This is a genomic window from Stenotrophomonas sp. NRRL B-14846 (genome assembly GCF_050473585.1).
Lineage (GTDB): Bacteria > Pseudomonadota > Gammaproteobacteria > Xanthomonadales > Xanthomonadaceae > Stenotrophomonas.
Window position 1 is genome coordinate 2,518,651 of the sequence record NZ_JBFLUN010000022.1, and the last position, 18,541, is coordinate 2,537,191.

Below are 18,541 nucleotides of genomic sequence, written 5' to 3' on the forward strand. Positions count from 1 at the left end.
CGATCAGCCCTGCCCGGCCCCACGCCGCATCGGTGGCCACTGCCGATAGGTCATCGCACGCCATACCCACTCGATCGGGCCGAAGCGGAAACGGCGCAGCCACAGGTGCGAAATCACCACCTGCGCGGCAAACAGCAGCAGCGCGAACAGCAGCTGCACGCTGCGCGGCATCATCTCGAACCTGCCCAGGCCATAGTGGTAGAAGGTCCAGGTACACAGCAGCGACTGGCCAAGGTAGTGGGTCAACGCCATGCGCCCCACCGGCGCCAGCCACGCCAGCCGCGTGCGCCAGTGCACGATCCACGCCAGGTAGCCCAGGCACATCGGCAGTCCGCCAATCGTGACCAGGGCCATCGCCGCCGTCACCGGCAGGTTGTACGCACCGGGTGCCAGGTAGGGTTTCCAGGCAACCCCCAGCAACGTGACCAGCAGGCCCAGCGGCAGTGCGATCCAGCGCAGCGACGCGTACAGCCGCGGGAAGCGCTCCGGCGTCGCCAGCGCACCACTGCCGGCGAACCAGCTGCCGATCAGGAACATGCCCAGCACTTCCGGGCCGGTGATCAGCAGCGCGCCCATCGAGGTGCCGAACTCGCTCAGGCGCTGCACATTGGCCTGCGCCCAGCTGCCCTGCCCGTACACCTGCCGCTGCAGGTCGATGCTCTGCTGCGCCTCGGCCAGCATGCCCCGCACCTCTTCGGCCGAAGCCATCGACACCATCGCGCCCACCAGCAGCATCATCGCTACACCGCCGAGATAGACGATCACGCCCATCCACGGCAGCCAGCTGCGCGGCGCCTCGCGGCAGGCCAGCAGCGGCAGCGAGATCAGTGCATACATCACCAGGATGTCGCCGGACCAGACCAGCAGTGCATGGCACAGGCCGATCAGCAGCAGGCCGGCGCTGCGGCGCAGGTAGAACGGGGTGAAGTCGCGCCCGGCCACCTCGGCGCGTTGCGCCATCACCGCAAAGCCGGCGCCGAACAGCAGCGAGAACAGGGTGAAGAACTTGCCCTGCACGAACACGTAGACGAAGGCGTCGGCCCAGTAATCGATGCCCCGCCAGTGCACGTCGATGCCGGTGAAGGCCAGATCCAGCGGGCCACTGAAGGCCTCGATGTTCATCAGCAGGATGCCCAGCAACGCGGCACCGCGCAGCACGTCCAGCACGGCGATGCGTTCGCCGGAAGCCACCGGCTGCAGGGAAGGAGAAGCGGCGTTCACGGGGGGTCCGTCAGGCAGGTCCGCCATTATGCCGCCGGCCCGTGCACCATGGATGGCCGCGCCGTGTTCCACATACGCAACGGCCCGCCGAAGCGGGCCGTTGCTGCCATCACGATCGCACTGCGATCAGTGCTGGTGGCCGCCGTCACCGTGGACGTGGCCGTGGTCCAGCTCTTCCTTGCCGGCTTCGCGCACGTCGACGATTTCGACGTCGAAGTGCAGGTCCTTGCCGGCCATCGGATGGTTCAGGTCAACGTCGACGACGCTCATGCCGACCTTCTGCACGGTCACCGCACGCGGGCCGAAGTTGGTCTGCAGCACGACCTGCTGGCCCGGAGCCAGCTTGGTGTTGCCGAAGTGCTTCTTCGGCACGCGCTGGGACAGGCCCTCACGACGCTCGCCGTAGGCATCGGCCGCCTTGACGTCGACGTTGAAGGTCGCACCGGCTTCCTTGTCCATCATGGCGTTTTCCAGGCCCGGGATGATGTTGCCGTGACCGATCAGGATCGCCAGCGGCTCGCCGCGGTCCTTGGACGATTCGATCGGCTCCTGGCCGACTTCGGAAACGGTGTAGTGGAAGCGGACAACGCGGTCTTTTTCGATCTTCATGCGCAACTCTGTCTGGATCTGCCGGAGGCAGGCGGGTTGGGGCGGGTTGTCGCCCGACGGGGACGCCGCCATCATGACGGCCAATCCAAGGTGGCGCATTATCCGGAGATCATGCACATCACGCCAGTTTCGTCCGGCCCGCGCCGGTTCCTCGCCCCGGCCCTGCTGCTGGCCCTGCCCCTGTTGATGACCGCCTGTGGCGGTGGCAAGGCCACTCGCCCGGCGCCGCCCCCGCCCACGGCGAACTGGCCAAAGACCGTGCCGGACAACCCCGAGGCTGCCAACTCGGTGCTGATGCGCGCCATCAGCCTGGTCGGCACGCCCTACCGCTACGGCGGCAACACCCCGGATTCGGGCTTCGACTGCAGCGGCCTGGTCGCCTATGTCTATCGCGAGATGCTGGACCTGCGGCTGCCGCGCACCTCGCGCGACCTGGCGGCGGTACAGGGCCCGAAGATCGACCCGCAGCGCCTGGCCACCGGCGACCTGGTGTTCTTCGGCAGCCGCGGCAGCGTCACCCATGTCGGCATCTATGTAGGTGAAGGGCGTTTCGTGCACGCGCCGAGCACCGGCGGCACCGTGCGCCTGGACTCGCTCAGCGGCCCCTACTGGAAGGACCACTACACCGGCGCGAAACGTGTCCTTCGCTAAAATGAACAGGCGATATGTTCAAAACTGTGACGGACATCACCCTGAAACTAACGATTTACTAACGGAATTTTTAACTTATTGCCGCTTTTACAGGGCATGATGCCCCATCGTTTTTTTCCTGTGACCGACGCGTGACGACTGACGACCTGAAAAGCGAAGGCCAGACTTCCGTATCTTCACGTAGTGCCCGCCCGCTGTTGCTTGGCCTGGCACTGTGTCTGACCAGCCTTCCGGCCTGGTCGCAGACTGCTCCGAACCGTTCCGATGTGACCCCGGCCCCGGTGGCCGAGAACACCACCCGACCGGCCGCCAAGGCCGAGGCTGCCGCTCCGCAGCGCAGCCGCGTCGATGCCGCCGCCAGCGCCACGCTGGCCGCCCTGCTGCCGCACCTGGCCGCCAACGACACCATTCCGCTGATGGACCGCTCGGCCGTGGTGGCCGGCGACCTCAGCCGCCTGCTCGCCAACTACGACACCAGCAGCGCCGCCAATGGCAGCGTTGTCGGTACCGCCGCCGACAACGGCAAGGTGCAGTCGCTGCTGCGCCGCGCGATGACCCTGCTGGGCACCCCGTACCGTTGGGGTGGCAGCAACCCGGACAGCGGCTTCGACTGCAGCGGCCTGGTCGGTTATGTGTTCCGTTCGGCCCTGGGCATCGAGCTGCCGCGCGTCTCGCGCGAGATGGCCCACGATGACAACGCCGAACTGATCAACGACCGCACCGCGCTGGCTGCCGGTGACCTGGTGTTCTTCGGCCGCAAGGGCCGTGTTGACCACGTCGGCATTTATGTCGGCGACGGCCGCTTCCTGCACGCGCCGAGCTCGGGCAAGGACGTCCGCGTGGACACCCTGCTCAGCGGCTACTGGGGCAACAAGTTCATGCAGGCCCGCCGGGTCGATCTCTGATCTGACCGGTTGGCGCTACCGCGCCGCCTGACACGAGAAAGCCGCTGCCCTGCAGCGGCTTTTTTGTTGGGCCCGTGCAATTGGTGGGTAGCGGCCGACCTTGGTCGGCACCGCCTTCATCCACGCATGGCGTGGATCTACTGTGGCTCCGCCTGGGTCGGCTCCTCCGATCGGACGGGTGCCTGCCGGTAGCTGCCGACCTTGGTCGGCATCGCCTTCATCCACGCATGGCGTGGATCTACTGTGGCTCCGCCTGGGTCGGGTCCTCCAATCGGACGGGTGCCTGCCGGTAGCGGCCGACCTTGGTCGGCACCGCCTTCATCCACGCATGGCGTGGATCTACCAGGTGCCCGCCTCGGCCGGTACCGCGTCGGCCATCTCCCAAACAAAAGGCCCGCCGGTCAGGGCGGGCCTTTCATCTCCACGCAACCTCAGCCGCGTGGCGGAGTCGGATCAGGATCGTCCACACCCACATTGCTGGACGGATTGTCATACACCGCCTGGTCGAGCAGCCCGGTTTCCTTGGCCACGATCACCGGCACCAGCATCTGGCCGGTCACATTGGTCATCGTGCGCATCATGTCCAGGATGCGGTCGATGGCATACAGGTAGCCGATGGTCTCCAGCGGCAGGTTGGCTGCGCTCAGCACCACCGTGGCCATGATCACCGCGGTACCCGGCACGCCGGCCGTACCGAAGCTGCCCAGCACCGACGCGATCAGCACCACCACGTACTGCTCCGGGGTCAGCGGCACACCGCTGTACTGCGCGATGAACACTGCGCACAGCGCCGGATAGATCGCACCGCAGCCATCCATCTTGATGCTGGCGCCCAGCGGCACCGCGAACGAACCGTAGTCCTTGTTCACGCCCAGGTTGTGGGTGATCGAACGCAGCGCCACCGGCATCGCGGCGAAGCTGGACGAGCTGACGAAGGCGACCTGCATGCCCGGCGCCGCGCCACGGAAGAACTTCAGCGGGTTCAGTCCGTGCGCCAGCAGCAGTGCGCTGTAGACCACCACGATGTGCAGGGCGCAGGCCACGTACAGCGCCAGCACGAAATGCCCCAGCGGCAGCAGCTTCTCGAAGCCGTAGCTGCCGACCAGGCCAGCGATCAGGCCGAAGGTACCGATCGGGGTGACTTCCAGCACGAAGCGGGTCACCTGGATCATGATGTCGCTCATCTGGCCGACCAGCTTGCGCGCCTCGGTCACCTTCTCGCCCAGCTTGACGATGGCAAAGCCCACCAGGCCGGCAAAGAAGATCACCGGCAGGATCGAGCCGCGACCGGCAGCCAGCACGGTTTCACCGGCCGCATTGACCTTGGTGCCGATGCCGGACAGCGCGTAGAAGACATTGGCCGGCACCACGTCCAGCAGCACCTGCACCACGCTGGGCACTTCACGCGGCACGTAGTTGCTGGCCATCGACAGCTGCAGGCCGCCGGCGCCGGGCTGCAGCACGGTACCCACGCCCAGGCCGACGCACACCGCCAACGCAGCGGTGATCACGAACCACAGGAAGGTGCGGCCACTGAGCGCGGCGACCGACTTCTGTCCGTGCAGCGACGAGATCGCGTTGATGACCGCGAAGAACACCAGCGGCACCGCGATCATCTTGATCAGGGTGACGTACAGTTCACCGAGCGGGCCAAACCACGTTTCCGCGGCCGGGCCAAGCGCCCAGCCGGCCAGCGCGCCGAGCACGAAGCCGCCGACCACGCGCTGCCAGAATGGAATCCGCAGCCAGGCAGAGACCAGCTTCATAGGCAATCCAGAGGGGAAGGAAGGGATGCTGGCACGATAGCCCAAGGCGGCCCGCAGAACGACCGCCCGGCCGGCAAATCAGTGTGTCATCGGCGTGCCTTGCAGGGGCGGGCATAATGAACGTCCCGTTACAGTTTGTGAGATCCCAGCGTCCATGCGCCGTTCCGTCTCCCTGTTGGCCGCCTGCGCCACCACCCTGCTGCTGGGCGCCTGCGCCAGCACCGCCCCCGCGTCCGCCCCGGCCGGCCTGAAGGTCGCCGTCGATCCCGTCGCCCATCCGGCCGGCGAGACCCCGCAGTGGTGGTACCGCAGCGGCGCTGCCCAGGCCGCCGCCAACGGTGCGATGTCCGGCAAGGCCAAGAACGTCATCCTGTTCCTCGGCGACGGCATGAGCCTGACCACCGTGGCGGCCTCGCGCATCTACGAAGGCCAGCAGAAGGGCGGCTCGGGTGAAGAGAACCTGCTGTCCTGGGAGCGCTTCCCGGCCACGGCGTTCAGCAAGACCTACAACACCGATTCGCAGACCCCGGATTCGGCCGGCACCATGACCGCCATCACCACCGGCGTGAAGACCCACATGGGCGCGATCGGCGTCAGCGCCGGCAGCCGCACCGACTGCGCCGACAGCCTGTCCAAGGGCCTGCTGACCTGGCTGCAGCTGGCCGACAGCGCCGGCCTGGCCACCGGCGTGGTGTCCACCGCACGCCTGACCCATGCCACCCCGGCCGCCACCTATGCGCACTCGCCCGAGCGCAACTGGGAAAACGATACCGACCTGACTGAAGCCGCCAAGGCGGCCGGCTGCAAGGACATCGCCCAGCAGCTGCTGTCGACCTCGCGCTATGGCCGTGGCCCGCTGGTCGCCCTCGGCGGCGGTCGCGGTGAATTCACCACCGTGGAAGAACGCGACCCGGAATACGACGACAAGGTCGGCCAGCGCCTGGATGGCCGCAGCCTGGTGCAGGAATGGCAGCAGGCGCACCCGCAGGGTGCCTACGTGTGGAACAGCAAGCAGCTGGCCGCCGCCGCCAACGCGCCGGCCATCCTTGGCCTGTTCGAGCCGGATCACATGCGCTACGAGTACGAGCGCCCGCAGGATCCGGGCGGTGAGCCGAGCCTGGCCGAACTGACGGCGGCAGCGATCAAGAATCTGGCCAAGCACCAGGAAGGCTACGTGCTGATGATCGAAGGCGCGCGCATCGACCATGCCAACCACAGCGGCAACGCCTACCGTGCCCTGACCGAGACCGTGGCGCTGTCCGACGCGGTGCGCGTGGCCAACGAGCTGACCTCGGCCGACGACACCCTGATCATCGTCACCGCCGACCACTCGCACACCCTGAACTTCGTCGGCTACCCGGCACGCGGCAACCCGATCCTGGGCAAGGTGAAGGACAAGGGCGGCGAAGACGGCGCCGGCAAGCTGGACTATGCACTGGACGGCAGCGGCCAGCCGTACACCACCCTGACCTACGCCAATGGCCCGGGACACACCGGCGCCAGCAACCAGCAGCCGGCCGGCGCCAAGCGCTACCCGCACAACCCGAGCAGCTTCGAACCGGCCAATGGCCGCCCGAACCTGCGCGAGGTCGACACCGAGCATCCGGACTACATGCAGGAAGCGCTGGTGCCGATGAAGGCCGAATCGCACGGCGGTGAAGACGTCGGCATCTGGGCGCGCGGCCCGGGCAGCAAGGCGATCCGCGGCACGCTGGAACAGAACGCGATCTACCACATGATCGTACAGGCCACCCCGGCGCTGCGCGAGCGCCTGTGCCAGGCCGGCACCTGCGATGACAAGGGCGTGCCGGTGCAGCTGCCGGCACCCACGGCCTTCGAGCGCAAGGCCGAGGCCAAGTGATCGTGCGGCAGGCCCGCCCTGCCCCCGCCCGCGGCCGTTTCGCACGGTCGCTGGCCCTGCTCGGTGCGCTGGCCAGTTCCAGCGCGCTGGCGCAGGCACCGGCCTGCAAGCTGCTGACCGACGAACACGGGTTGTGGCCGCTGCCCAACTGCGAGGTGGTCGATCACCGGCCGAAGATCAGCGCCGACACGTTGAAGGACCTGAACTACGACGACCACGGCCTGGCCGTGGTGTATGCCGACCAGGGCTTCCACTACGTCGACCGCAAGGGCCGCAGCCTGCCGGTGCTGACCTGGGACAACGGCCCGGAGACGCCGCAGGAAGGCCTGCTGCGCGCTCGCGTCGGCCACCGCGTCGGCTACTTCGACCTGAAGTTCCGCCAGGTGGTGCCCGGCACCTTCGATTTCGGCTGGCCGTTCCGGGATGGCGTGGCCGAGGTCTGCAACGGCTGCCGGCGCGGCACGCCGGATGCCGATGGCCACACGCCGATGGAAGGCGGAGAGCGGTTCCGGATCGACCGCTCGGGCCGTCGGGTGAAGTAGGTTTTTCGGCAGGGCTGCGCCCTGCACCTGCTACAAGCCAGAGCAACAGCAACAGCCAAAGCGGCTCTGGATTTCCGCTGGTTGGGCGAGGCGGTGTGGGTGGGCAGGACACGCCGTAAACCCGTCCCTGGGGGCTCGATGGCGCCATCCATGGCGCCAACGGTCCTGCCCACCCACACCGCCCCACCCCCGACAGATTTCCGGTGACGGTTGGACCATCCACGCTTTGCGTGGATCGAATCTGTCAGATATCGAATTGAATCCGGGGTCAGATCCGTTTTCCTGCGGAAAACGGATCTGACCCCATCAACATGCCGGACAGCTCGCAGGAAACTGTCGAAGGCGGGGTGGGTCCGGTTGCGGGGGCGTGAGCCGCATGGATGCGGCGACCGAGCTTACATGGATGTACTTGCAGCGCCCCCCGCAACCGGACCCACCCCGCCTACCCTCAGGAAGCCCGCTTCTGCTGTTGCTTCGGCCGTTGCCGTTGCTTGCGCGTCTGCGGGTGCAGGGCGCAGCCCTGCCGAGCAACCCTATACTTGCCGCTGTGACTGCCTTCCCTGCCCTTGTTCCGCTGGATGCGCCACTGCTGGTGGGCTACAGCGGCGGTGTCGACTCGACCGTGCTGCTGCACTGGCTGTGGCGCTGTGCCCTGGCCTCTGGCACTGCGCTGCGCGCGGTACACGTGCACCACGGCCTGCACCCCGATGCGGACGACTGGGTGCTGCACTGCCAGCAGCAATGCGCGGCACTGGGCATCGAACTGGCCGTGCATCGCGTGCAGGTCGACCACACATTGGGCCTGGGCCTCGAAGGCGCGGCACGGCAGGCGCGACGCGCCGCATTCGCAGATGAACTGCGCGACGGCGAAACACTGGCACTGGCTCAGCACCTGGACGACCAGGCCGAGACCTTCCTGCTGCGTGCCCTGCGTGGCTCCGGCGTCGATGGTCTTGCCGCGATGTCCACAGACAGCCGCGTAGGCGAACACTGTTTGTGGCGACCGCTGCTGGCGGTGCCACGCAGTGCACTGCTCGACTACGCACGCCAGCACGCGCTGCGCTGGATCGAAGACCCCAGCAACGCCGACGATCACGCCGATCGCAACTTCCTGCGCCTGCAGGTGCTGCCGTTGCTGCGCCAGCGCTGGCCGCATGCCGCCGCGGCATTGGCGGGCAGCGCCCTGCATTGCCGGCAGACCCGCGAGCTGCTGGACGAGGAAGACGCCGAGCTGATCGCGCACCTGGAGGTGGCACCGCGCGTGCTGTCGCTGCAGCTGCTGCGCCAGGTGTCACCGGGCCGCGCGGCGCGCGTGCTCCGTGCCTGGGTGATCGGCCATGGGGCCGCGCCACTGCCGGCCACCGTGCTGCAGCAGGCACTGGACGAGCTGCTGCCGGCCGGCAACGATCGCCAGGCGCGGGTACGCTGGCACGATCATGCGATCCAGCAATGGCGCGATCATGCCTATCTCCTGCCCGCGCAGCTGCCGGCGCTTCCCCATGATTGGCAGGCCGGATGGGATGGACGCGCGCCATTGGCGCTGCCCGATGGCGGTCAGCTGCGCCTGCAGGGCGCCGTGGCCTTCGAACGCACGCTCCAGGTGCGTGCGCGTGTGGGCGGCGAACGCATCCTGCTGCCCGGTCGCCAGCATTCGCATGCGCTGAAGGACTGCCTGCAACGCGAACACCTCGCCCCCTGGCGACGCGCCCAGCTGCCGCTGGTCTTCGATGGACCACAGCTGCTGGCCGCCGCCGACGTGGTCATCGCAGCTCCCCTGCAGGCCTGGTTGCAGGCCCACGACGCGCAGCTGCAGTGGCGTCCCGGCGGCTGGTGAATTGACCCCCGCGCGCAGCCCGTCCACACTTGCCGCATGGCCAAGAAGTCCCCCGAAAACGCCTCCCCGGTCGCCCAGTTCGAGCAGTCGCTCGAATCGCTGGAGCAGCTGGTGGAGCAGATGGAAACCGGCGAGCTGAGCCTGGAAGCGTCGCTCAGTGCTTACGAACGTGGCGTCGGTCTGTACCGCCAGTGCCAGCAGGCGCTGGAGCAGGCAGAACTGCGTGTACGCCTGCTCAGCGATCCGGCCCAGCCGGAAACGGCCGAGCCTTTCGATCCGCCCAGCCATGACGGCTGAGGTTCTGTTCGCGCGCTGGCGCGACCGTATCGAAAGCCAGCTCGACGCTGCCCTGCCCTCGCCTGCCGAAGCACCGCAGGGCCTGCACCAGGCCATGCGCTATTCCGTGCTGGGCGGCGGCAAGCGCATGCGCCCGCTGCTGGTGTACGCCAGTGGCCACCTGTTCGGCGCACAGCCTGAAAACCTGGATGCGGCGGCGATGGCTGTCGAGCTCATCCACGCCTATTCGCTGGTGCATGACGACTTGCCGGCGATGGACGATGACGCCCTGCGACGCGGCAAGCCGACCACCCACATTGCCTTCGACGAAGCCACCGCGATCCTGGCCGGCGACGCCCTGCAGACCCGTGCCTTCGGCCTGCTGGCCGATGCGCCGCTGCCGGCCACGCTGCGCGTGGCCTGCCTGCAGACCCTGGCCCACGCGTCCGGCGCCTCCGGCATGTGCGGCGGCCAGGCGCTGGACATCGATGCCACCGGCCAGCAGCAGACCCTGGCGGCACTGACCCGCATGCATGCACTGAAGACCGGCGCGCTGATCCGTGCAGCGGTGCGCATGGGAGCGCTGTGTGGCCAGGCCCACGAACCGCAGCTGGCCCAGCTGGACGGCTTTGCCGACGCGCTCGGCCTGGCCTTCCAGGTGCGCGACGACATCCTCGATGTCGAAGCCAGTTCCGAACAGCTGGGCAAGACCGCCGGCAAGGACCAGGCCCAGGACAAGAGCACCTTCCCCGCGCTGCTCGGCATGGACGGTGCGAAGGCGCAGCTGCGCGAACTGGCTGCACGCATGCAGGCCACATTGGCCGGCTATGGCGAAGAGGCCGATGCGCTGCGCGCACTGGCGACGCTGGCGGTGGAACGCGATCATTGAATCCACCCGCCGGACAGGGCCCGGCCCTGCCATCCAACAAAAACGCCCGGCATTGCCGGGCGTTTTCGTATCCGCATGTGGCCGGTCTTACTTGACCAGGCGCAGCGCGAACGGGTAGCGGTAGGCTTCGCCGTTGTTGGCCTTGACTGCGGCAATGATGCAGAACACCAGGTTCAGGATGCCGACGATCGGGGCCAGGATGCCGCCGATGATCACGATGGTCAGCACGATGCAGATCAGCATCGCGATGGTGATGGTGATCTGGAAGTTCAGCGCTTCCTTGGCCTGGTCGGTCACGAAAGCCTTGCTGGCATCATCCTTGTTGATCAGCCAGATGATCAGCGGACCGATGAACCAGGTGAAGATGCCCAGCAGGTGCGCAGCCAGCGCCATGGTGCGCTGGTCGGCCGGAGCCTCGGTGGTGGCCGGCGGCGGCGGGACGTTATCGAATTCACTCACGACAAAACTCCTTTTCATTGGGTGGTCTTGACCCACCAGCACCAAGCTGGTTGCGTCAGGCGGGCATAGCTTACGCCATCAATGCCATCAATCATTACCGGCGATGGTCATCCGCCCCAGCAGGATCGAACCGGTCCGGATGTGCGAGCGCGGGTCGACGTCGCTGCCGACCGCCTCGATGCTGCTGAACATCTCGCGCAGGTTGCCGGCGATGGTGATGCCATCCACCGGGTACAGGATCTCGCCGTTCTCGACACGGAAGCCGCCCGCGCCCCGCGAGTAATCGCCGGTCACCCCGTTCACGCCCTGCCCCATCAGCTCGGTCACCAGCAGGCCGTCGCCCATCTGCCGGGCGATCTCCTCCAGCGGGCCGGCATTGGCCGCCAGCTGCAGGTTGTGCACGCCGCCGGCATTGGCGGTGGTCTGCAGGCCCAGCTTGCGCGCCGAATAGCTGCCCAGCACGTAGCGCTGCAGCACGCCGTCACGGACCAGCGCCGAAGTACGGGTGGCCACGCCATCGCCGTCGAACGCGGCCGAGCGCAGGCCGCGGCGCAGGTGCGGCAGTTCGTCGATCTGCATCCATTCCGGGAACAGGCGCTGGCCGACGCTGTCCAGCAGGAAGCTGGCCTGGCGGTACAAGGCGCCGCCGGACACCGCCGACAGCAGGTGGCCGACCAGGCTGCGTGCCACTTCCGGGGCGAACAGCACCGGCATGCTGCCGGTGGCCAGCGAACGCGGCTGAAGGCGGGCCACGGTGCGCTCGGCGGCACGACGGCCGACCAGGCCCACGTCTTCCAGGTCCTCCCGGGCCAGCGCGCTGGTGTACCAGCCGTCGCGCTGCATGCCGTCGCCCTGCCCGGCGATCAGCGCGCAGCCGACCGAATGGTGGGTGCCGCGCTCACGACCGAAGAAGCCATGCGAGTTGGCATACACCGACAGGCTCTGCATGCTCGACACCGAGGCGCCGTCGGAATTGCGGATCTGCGCATCGGCCTCGCGGCCGGCCGCTTCGCAGGCCAGGGCCAGGTCCACCGCCTCATCGGCCTGCAGCGCCCACGGGTGCCAACCGTCCAGCTCCGGGAAGTCGGTGGCCATCAGTGCGGCCTCGGCCAGGCCGGCGGCCGGGTCATCCTCGGTATGCCGGGCAATCGCGCAGGCCTGCTCGACCGTAGCGGCCAGGCTGGCCTCGTTCAGGTCACCGGTGCTGGCACTGCCCTTGCGCTGGCCGAAATAGACGGTCACGGCGATGCCGCGGTCACGCGTGGACTGCACGGTCTCGACCTCACCGAGGCGGACATTGACCTCCAGGCCGCGGTCCTCGCTGCAGCTGACCTCGGCCTGGCTGGCGCCCAGCGCGCGGGCGCGGTCGAGCAGCTGCTGGGAAAGGTCGGCCAGCCGTTCCAGCCGGGCCGGGCTGTCGTCGCCGACAGCCACTTCAGGGGCGATCACGTTCAATGCTTTATCCTGTACGGGTTGGGCCCGGCATCACGCCGGGCGACTTTTTTTGAGATCAGGTAGGGACGATGCGCGGACGCGACGAAGAAACCGGTGAATTCCACGACAAGAGCCGCAGCCAGAACCGGCGCGACGCACTCGACGTGCTGGCCCTGGGCGAGAAGCTGGTGTCGCTGACCCCGGCCCAGCTGGCGCGCCTGCCGATTCCGGAAGACCTGCTGCCGCACATCGCCGAGTGCAAGCGCATCACTGCCCATATCGCCCACAAGCGCCAGCTGGCGTTCCTGGCCAAGCACATGCGCCGCGAGGAAGACGCCACGCTGGACGCGATCCGCGATGCGCTGGACGCCAACAGCGAAACCGGCCGCCGCGAAGTGGCGATGATGCACCGCGTGGAAGACTGGCGCGATCGCCTGCTGGCCGAGGGTGACAAGGCGCTGGCCGCCCTGCTCGACGACTACCCGCAGGCCGACCGCCAGCAGCTGCGCACCCTGCTGCGCAACGCGCAGACCGAGAAGGCGAAGAACAAGCCGCCGCGCGCCTACCGCGAGATCTTCCAGGTGCTGCGTACGCTGATGCTGCCGGCGGCGCTGGGCCTGAAGACGGCGGGCGACGAACACGCCGGCGATCCGGTCGACGAGGCCGACGAGGACTGAGTCCGCGCCGGCCAGGGCGGTGGCCGCGGCCATCGCCATGCTCAGGCCTGGGTACCGCCGACGGTGATGCCCTCGATCAACAGCGAGGGCTGGCCGACACCCACGGGCACACTCTGCCCGTCCTTGCCGCAGATGCCCACGCCCTCGTCCAGGGCCAGGTCGTTGCCGACCATGCGCACCTTCTGCATGGTTTCCGGGCCGTTGCCGATCAGGGTCGCGCCCTTCACCGGCGTGGTGATGCGGCCATCCTCGATCAGGTAGGCCTCGGTGGCCGAGAACACGTACTTGCCGCTGGTGATGTCGACCTGCCCGCCGCCGAAGTTGACCGCGTACAGGCCCTTCTTCACCGAGCGGATCATCTCCTGCGGGTCATGCTGGCCGGCGCGCATGTAGGTATTGGTCATGCGCGGCATGGTCAGGTGCGCGAAGGATTCGCGGCGCCCGTTGCCGGTCGGCGCCATGCCCATCAGCCGCGCATTGAGGCTGTCCTGCATGTAGCCGACCAGGATGCCGTCCTCGATCAGCGTGGTGCACTGGCTCGGGTGGCCTTCGTCGTCGATGTTCAACGAACCGCGGCGACCATCGAGCGTGCCGTCGTCGACGATGGTCACCCCCGGTGCCGCCACACGCTCGCCAATGCGGCCGGCGTAGACGCTGGTGCCCTTGCGGTTGAAGTCGCCTTCCAGGCCGTGGCCGACCGCTTCGTGCAGCAGCACGCCCGGCCAGCCCGGGCCGAGCACCACCGGCATCATGCCGGCCGGCGCCGGCACCGCTTCCAGGTTCACCAGCGCCTGGCGCAGCGCTTCCTGGGCGAGGGATTCGGGGCGGCCGCTGGCAAACAGGTCTTCGTAGCCATAGCGGCCACCGCCACCGGCATAGCCGGACTCGCGACGGCCGTTGTGTTCGACGATCACCTGCACGTTCAGTCGCACCAGCGGGCGCACGTCGGCCGCCAGCACGCCGTCGCTGCGGGCGATCAGCACCGTGTCGACGCCACCGGACAGGCTGACCATCACCTGCTTCACGCGCGGGTCGGCGGCACGCAGGTAGCCATCCAGGCGCTTGAGCACCTCGACCTTGGCCTCGTTGCCGATGCCGTCGATCGGGTCCAGCGCCGGGTACAGCGCGCGCGCATTGCCGCGCAGCAGCGATCGCCCGGACTGGGCACCGCCCTCGCGTGAGATCGCGCGCGCCGACTGCGCCGCCGCCAGCAGCGCGTCGGCATGGATGTCATCGGAGTAGGCGAAGCCGGTCTTCTCGCCGGAAATCGCCCGCACGCCCACGCCCTGCTCGATGGAATGGGCGCCGTCCTTGACGATGCCGTCTTCCACGCTCCAGCTCTCGCGGCGGGCGTGCTGGAAATAAAGGTCGCCGAAGTCGACACCGGGGCCGAGCAGCTGGCCGAAGGTGCGCTCCAGGCCAGCGGTATCCAGGCCGCCGGGGCGCAGCAGGCGGTCTTGGGCAAGCGTCAGGGCGATATCAGTCATGGTCTCGATCTGGGGGTGCGGGGGCGCTCAGGCAAGCCCCGTGAACAGGGAACCGCGCTCAGCGCGAGCGCGGCAGGTCGGTGACGGTCGGCGGAATGGCCGGTGCAGGTGCCGGCACCGGCGGTGATGGGGTCTTGTCGCGGCTGCGCTCGATCACTTCCACCTTCGGCTCCTTCCATGGACCGGTCACCTTGTAGGTACGGGCGCCAATCTCGCCCAGCGGCTTGGACAATACCGCATTGGTGGCCGCACCCAGCGCGGCGCCCACCGGGCCACCGGCCACCGCACCGACCACGGTCAGCAGGTTGCCCGCGCGCGGGTTGACGTCGATGGTCTGGTCGAACTGCTGGTTGCGCAGGTCGGCCTGGCCACGGATGGTGATGTTGGCCGCCGGGCCTTCGATCAGCACCTTGTCGGTGCGCGCCATGCCCTGGCCGAACTGCATGCTGCCGTCGATCTGGTTGAACGCGAAGCCCTTGGAGAAGAAGTCGCGGAAATCGAACATCAGCCGCCGCGGCAGCTGCGCGACGCTGAGCAGGCCCAGCACGCGGCCGGCGCCCGGGTCCAGCTCCAGCAGCTGGCCATTGCGCGCGTGCAGGTCGAGGCTGCCCTGCAGGTTGCCCAGCTGGAAGTCCGACGGACCACCGCTCCACGAGGCCTGCAGCTGCGCCTGGCCGGAACCGCCACGCAGCTGGCCACCGTAATCGAGGTTCTGCATCAACCCGCCCAGGTCCTCGCTGCGCACCTGCGCGGTCAGTTCGGTACGGGCCCCACCGGTCCGGCCCAGCCAGCGACCGCTGATGTCGATCTCCTGGTCCGGCGCACGGAAGCGCAGCTCGTCCACGTTCAGGCCATTGGCCAGCGGGCGCGTGCGCAGCACCGCCTGGCCCAGCACCACCTTGCCGAACTTCAGGTCGGCGATGTCCAGCGCGAACGGCGGCAGCTTGGCCGGATCCATGTCATTGGCACCGGCCTGTACCCGCGCCGGTGCGTCCGGCGCACCCGGTGCCGCCGGCAGTGACTGCCAGTGCACGCGGTCAAGCTGGCCACTGATCGTGCCGCCCTCGGCATTGGGGACGGTCAGGCGCCCGGCCAGCGACGGGCCGTCCAGGCGCACATCCAGTGCCTGCGGGCCCGGGTGCAGCTGCAGCCGGGTCTGCTCGAACACACCGCCGATCAGCTTCAGCTGGCCGACCTGCACGTCCACCGCGCGCAGTGGCATGGCATCGTCGTCACCGCCGCCGCGCGCCAGGCTGATCCACTCCAGCGCATCCAGGGTCGGGCTGCGGCCATTGACCGACAGTCCGCTCGGCGGCGGCTCTCGGTCGACATGATCGCTGCCCAGGGTGACCTGCACACCGGTCTGGTTGTTGTGGCTGCGTGCGGCCAGGGCCAGGCGCTGGCCGAAGGCCACATCGATGCGGCCGGCCCCCATCGGCAGCTGCGCGGCCACCGTGGTCGCCAGCGGCTCGGAGGCCGGCTTGTCCAGCGGCGCCGGCAGGTCCAACCGGGTGCCGACCAGGTCCGAACTCAACCGCAGCTCGCTCGGCGGCGCCGGCGCGCCCGGGGCCACCTTGGGCAGGTTGACCGCGATGGTCCACGCCGAATTGCCGGAGATGTAAGGCTTGAGCCAGGCCATTTCCGGAGCACGGTCGATCAGTACGCCAGCATCGAGATGGGCCGTCAGCTGCGACTCGAAGGCCCGCGTGCTGTCGTGCACGTAGCCGCCGGCACGCAGGCTCAGGCGGCCGTCCTGGCCGAGGTGACGCACCGCCAGGTCCTCGGCGCCGAAGCCGCCGTTGCTGTAGCGCGCCTGCCCATGCATGTTGTCGAAGGTCAGCTGGAAGCGCTTGTCGACCAGCTTCACGCCGGTCAGGTCGACCGTTCCCTGCAGGTGGCCCTCGCCTTCATCCAGGTGCAGCGGCTGCAGCAGGTCGAAGGTCACATGCGCCGGACCACTGGCAACCAGATTGTCCAGCGTATCGCCGTAGTCCTTGTGCAGCGGGCTCTGGCGCAGCATCGCCAGCAGCTTGCCGGCCTCGCTCGGCGCATCGGCGCGCACATACAGCGGCTGGTGGCCGAAGTCCGGAATGCCGGCTTCGAACTTCTGCACCGCCACGCCCGCCAGGTCGCCCCGTCCACGCATGTCGAAGCCAGGACCGATGAAGGCGATATCGGCATCGACCTGGCTCATCAGCGGCCAGTCGTGCTGGAAACGGATGTCGCCATTGGTGATGTGACCGGTCGCCTCGAAGCGGCCATCGTTGTTGTCGAACGGCCAGTCGTCCAGGTCACCGGTGACCAGGCCGACGCCGCCGCGTACCTGGCCGCCGGCCAGCGCCATGTCCAGCCAGTCGGTGGCGCCCTTGCTCATCTTGGAGTGGATCCAGAAACGCTTGGCCGCCGTCATCGGCACGTCGTCCAGCTTGGCGGCCAGCTGCAGCCACGGCCGCGTGCCATCGCCCTGGAACCAGACCCCGCCACGCACGTCGGCCGCGTAGTCGGTGCCTTCCACGCGCATGGCCGGCGTTCCGATCCGCCAACCGCCACCCTCGTCGCGCCAGCCCACGATCTGTCCGGCCAGGTGCAGGTCATGGCGCACGCCGAAGCCGGTCGGCCAATCGAACTGCAGCTGGCGTTGCGGCAGCAGCTGCAGGCTGAAGCCATCGGCATCGCCTTCGAAACGCCCGCCCAGGCCGCGCAGGCCCGGGGAATCGCCGACGCTGGCAAAGCCCAGCGACTGCAGCTCGCCCTGTGCCCACAACGGGCCATCGGGTTTGCCTGCCAGCTGCAGCTCGCGAACGTCCAACTGCGGCTTGGACAGGAACAGCCAGTGCCGCAGCCCCGGCTCAAGGAGATTGCTCAGGGCCAGCCCGCGCAGCGCGGTACCGGCCTGCACCGCACCGGCATTCACCTGCAGCTGCTGGCCGACCTGCAGCTGCAGGCCATCGAGCTGCTGTTCGCCGTCTTCGGTCTTCAGGCGCAGGCGCGGCACCAGCAGCGCCCAGCCGTCGGCCTGGCGCTGCCAGCGCAGGCGGGCCTGCACCCGTTGCAGCTGCAGCTGGGGGGCCGCCACGCCCGGCATCGGGGCGCCATCGATACGCACGTCCCGCAGGTCCGAATCGGTGGTCAGCGCCACCGGCGCGAAATCACGCAGGGTCAGCCACAGGTTCAGCTCGCCCTTGCCCTCGCGCAGGCGCACACCGCCGGCCGCCAGCAAGGGCGACCAGGCATGGAAATCGACCGGGTCGGCACCCAGCCAGGCCTGGCCGTTGCCGCGCATGCGGTCCACGTCCAGTACCGCGGTCAGCGGCAGCGCTTCGGCCTGCGCCCAGGCGCGTACACCCACGCGCAGGCGATCGCCATTGACCCGCATGCGCAGGTCGATGCGCGGCAGCGTGGTGTCGATGCCCAAGGCCGGCGCGTGCACGCCCAAACGGCCCCCGATCACCTGCAGCTCGCCCAGCCGGCGCAATGCATCCAGCGGATCGCCGCCGTTGTCGGACTGCGGCAGCCCCCGCACCGTCCAGCGTCCGTCTTCGCCCTGCTGCAGGTCCAGCGCCAGGCCACGCAGGCGCAGCTCGGTCAGCGAGCGCCCGGGCAGCAGCCCGCTGTACATCGATACCAGCACCTCGGCCTCGCCGATCGCCAGGCCCTGCCCGGCGCCGATGCGCAGGCCCTTCAGCTGCAGCAGCGGGCCACGACGGGTCCATGCCGTCTGCAACTGGTCGAAACGCACCGGCTGGCCGGCACGCTCACTCAGCCAGGCAGCAATCTTGTCGGGATGACGCTCGGCCAGCGGCAGCAGCTGGCTGAGCGTGCCCACCAGCAGTGCAAGCCCGACCAGGCCCACCGCACAGGCGGCAATGAAATGACGGCGGATCCTTCGCAGTCGCAGGCGCGGCGGCGCGCTCATCGGCCACCGCCGGC

General features: G+C 68.5%; 15 protein-coding genes. 8 read left to right on the plus strand and 7 right to left on the minus strand.

The genetic code is table 11. The features are described 5' to 3' along the window. Nucleotides 1–3: 3 nt before the first annotated feature. On the minus strand, nucleotides 4–1,248 hold the full coding sequence (locus AB1281_RS13935) for a DUF418 domain-containing protein (protein ID WP_430346191.1): 1,245 nt from the start codon (nucleotides 1,246–1,248) through the stop codon (nucleotides 4–6). Between the two features lie 99 nt (nucleotides 1,249–1,347). Beyond that, the gene (locus AB1281_RS13940; protein WP_014647924.1) at nucleotides 1,348–1,830 is read right to left on the minus strand and encodes an FKBP-type peptidyl-prolyl cis-trans isomerase; all 483 of its coding nucleotides are present in this window, start codon (nucleotides 1,828–1,830) and stop codon (nucleotides 1,348–1,350) included. 111 nt (nucleotides 1,831–1,941) lie between these two features. On the opposite strand from AB1281_RS13940, the gene AB1281_RS13945 reads away from it, so the two are divergent. After that, nucleotides 1,942–2,481, plus strand: a complete 540-nt coding sequence (locus AB1281_RS13945) for a C40 family peptidase (RefSeq protein ID WP_014038010.1) — start codon at nucleotides 1,942–1,944, stop codon at nucleotides 2,479–2,481. Nucleotides 2,482–2,612: 131 nt separating this feature from the next. After that, nucleotides 2,613–3,386, plus strand: a complete 774-nt coding sequence (locus tag AB1281_RS13950) for a C40 family peptidase (RefSeq protein WP_014038011.1) — start codon at nucleotides 2,613–2,615, stop codon at nucleotides 3,384–3,386. A gap of 431 nt (nucleotides 3,387–3,817) precedes the next feature. On the opposite strand, the gene AB1281_RS13955 is transcribed toward AB1281_RS13950, so the two are convergent. Then, nucleotides 3,818–5,152: a dicarboxylate/amino acid:cation symporter gene (locus AB1281_RS13955; RefSeq protein WP_046988032.1), complete on the minus strand. Its 1,335-nt coding sequence runs from the start codon at nucleotides 5,150–5,152 to the stop codon at nucleotides 3,818–3,820. Between the two features lie 154 nt (nucleotides 5,153–5,306). Here AB1281_RS13955 and AB1281_RS13960 point away from each other — a divergent pair, with 154 nt between their 5' ends. From AB1281_RS13960 to AB1281_RS13980, 5 genes are all read left to right on the plus strand, one after another. Next, a complete protein-coding gene (locus tag AB1281_RS13960) occupies nucleotides 5,307–7,013 on the plus strand; it encodes an alkaline phosphatase (RefSeq protein WP_014038013.1) in 1,707 nt (568 codons plus the stop codon). Beyond that, on the plus strand, nucleotides 7,010–7,555 hold the full coding sequence (locus AB1281_RS13965) for a WG repeat-containing protein (RefSeq protein ID WP_430346192.1): 546 nt from the start codon (nucleotides 7,010–7,012) through the stop codon (nucleotides 7,553–7,555). The genes AB1281_RS13960 and AB1281_RS13965 overlap by 4 nt, the downstream gene beginning before the upstream one ends. Before the next feature lie 547 nt (nucleotides 7,556–8,102). Beyond that, entirely contained in the window at nucleotides 8,103–9,389 is a 1,287-nt protein-coding gene (gene tilS / locus AB1281_RS13970; RefSeq protein WP_430346193.1) for a tRNA lysidine(34) synthetase TilS, read from the plus strand. A 36-nt stretch (nucleotides 9,390–9,425) separates the two neighbouring features. Continuing rightward, the gene (locus AB1281_RS13975; protein ID WP_006381978.1) at nucleotides 9,426–9,686 is read left to right on the plus strand and encodes an exodeoxyribonuclease VII small subunit; all 261 of its coding nucleotides are present in this window, start codon (nucleotides 9,426–9,428) and stop codon (nucleotides 9,684–9,686) included. Continuing rightward, nucleotides 9,676–10,554 (plus strand): polyprenyl synthetase family protein, encoded by an 879-nt coding sequence (locus AB1281_RS13980; protein ID WP_135968172.1) that lies wholly within the window; start codon nucleotides 9,676–9,678, stop codon nucleotides 10,552–10,554. The genes AB1281_RS13975 and AB1281_RS13980 overlap by 11 nt, the downstream gene beginning before the upstream one ends. Nucleotides 10,555–10,641: 87 nt before the next feature. Here AB1281_RS13980 and AB1281_RS13985 read toward each other — a convergent pair whose 3' ends face one another. Then, entirely contained in the window at nucleotides 10,642–11,013 is a 372-nt protein-coding gene (locus tag AB1281_RS13985; protein ID WP_014038018.1) for a DUF4870 domain-containing protein, read from the minus strand. A gap of 87 nt (nucleotides 11,014–11,100) precedes the next feature. Next, nucleotides 11,101–12,468, minus strand: coding sequence for a metalloprotease PmbA (pmbA, locus tag AB1281_RS13990; protein ID WP_430346194.1), 1,368 nt, complete (start codon nucleotides 12,466–12,468; stop codon nucleotides 11,101–11,103). A 68-nt stretch (nucleotides 12,469–12,536) separates the two neighbouring features. On the opposite strand from pmbA, the gene yjgA reads away from it, so the two are divergent. Beyond that, the gene (gene yjgA / locus AB1281_RS13995) at nucleotides 12,537–13,124 is read left to right on the plus strand and encodes a ribosome biogenesis factor YjgA (RefSeq protein ID WP_014038020.1); all 588 of its coding nucleotides are present in this window, start codon (nucleotides 12,537–12,539) and stop codon (nucleotides 13,122–13,124) included. A gap of 41 nt (nucleotides 13,125–13,165) precedes the next feature. Here yjgA and tldD read toward each other — a convergent pair whose 3' ends face one another. Together tldD and AB1281_RS14005 are read right to left on the minus strand one after the other, a co-directional pair. Next, the gene (gene tldD / locus AB1281_RS14000; protein ID WP_430346195.1) at nucleotides 13,166–14,611 is read right to left on the minus strand and encodes a metalloprotease TldD; all 1,446 of its coding nucleotides are present in this window, start codon (nucleotides 14,609–14,611) and stop codon (nucleotides 13,166–13,168) included. 58 nt (nucleotides 14,612–14,669) lie between these two features. Further along, nucleotides 14,670–18,527: a YhdP family protein gene (locus tag AB1281_RS14005; protein ID WP_430346196.1), complete on the minus strand. Its 3,858-nt coding sequence runs from the start codon at nucleotides 18,525–18,527 to the stop codon at nucleotides 14,670–14,672. Nucleotides 18,528–18,541: the final 14 nt, after the last annotated feature.

What these genes read in the sequence shown, in the direction of transcription:
- AB1281_RS13955 (WP_046988032.1), bottom strand. Translation starts at nt 5,152, where the DNA reads ATGAAGCTGGTCTCTGCCTGGCTGCGGATTCCATTCTGGCAGCGCGTG.
- tldD (WP_430346195.1), bottom strand. Translation starts at nt 14,611, where the DNA reads ATGACTGATATCGCCCTGACGCTTGCCCAAGACCGCCTGCTGCGCCCC.
- AB1281_RS13935 (WP_430346191.1), bottom strand. Translation starts at nt 1,248, where the DNA reads ATGGCGGACCTGCCTGACGGACCCCCCGTGAACGCCGCTTCTCCTTCC.
- yjgA (WP_014038020.1), top strand. Translation starts at nt 12,537, where the DNA reads ATGCGCGGACGCGACGAAGAAACCGGTGAATTCCACGACAAGAGCCGC.
- AB1281_RS13975 (WP_006381978.1), top strand. Translation starts at nt 9,426, where the DNA reads ATGGCCAAGAAGTCCCCCGAAAACGCCTCCCCGGTCGCCCAGTTCGAG.
- AB1281_RS13960 (WP_014038013.1), top strand. Translation starts at nt 5,307, where the DNA reads ATGCGCCGTTCCGTCTCCCTGTTGGCCGCCTGCGCCACCACCCTGCTG.
- AB1281_RS14005 (WP_430346196.1), bottom strand. Translation starts at nt 18,527, where the DNA reads ATGAGCGCGCCGCCGCGCCTGCGACTGCGAAGGATCCGCCGTCATTTC.
- AB1281_RS13940 (WP_014647924.1), bottom strand. Translation starts at nt 1,830, where the DNA reads ATGAAGATCGAAAAAGACCGCGTTGTCCGCTTCCACTACACCGTTTCC.
- AB1281_RS13980 (WP_135968172.1), top strand. Translation starts at nt 9,676, where the DNA reads ATGACGGCTGAGGTTCTGTTCGCGCGCTGGCGCGACCGTATCGAAAGC.
- AB1281_RS13945 (WP_014038010.1), top strand. Translation starts at nt 1,942, where the DNA reads ATGCACATCACGCCAGTTTCGTCCGGCCCGCGCCGGTTCCTCGCCCCG.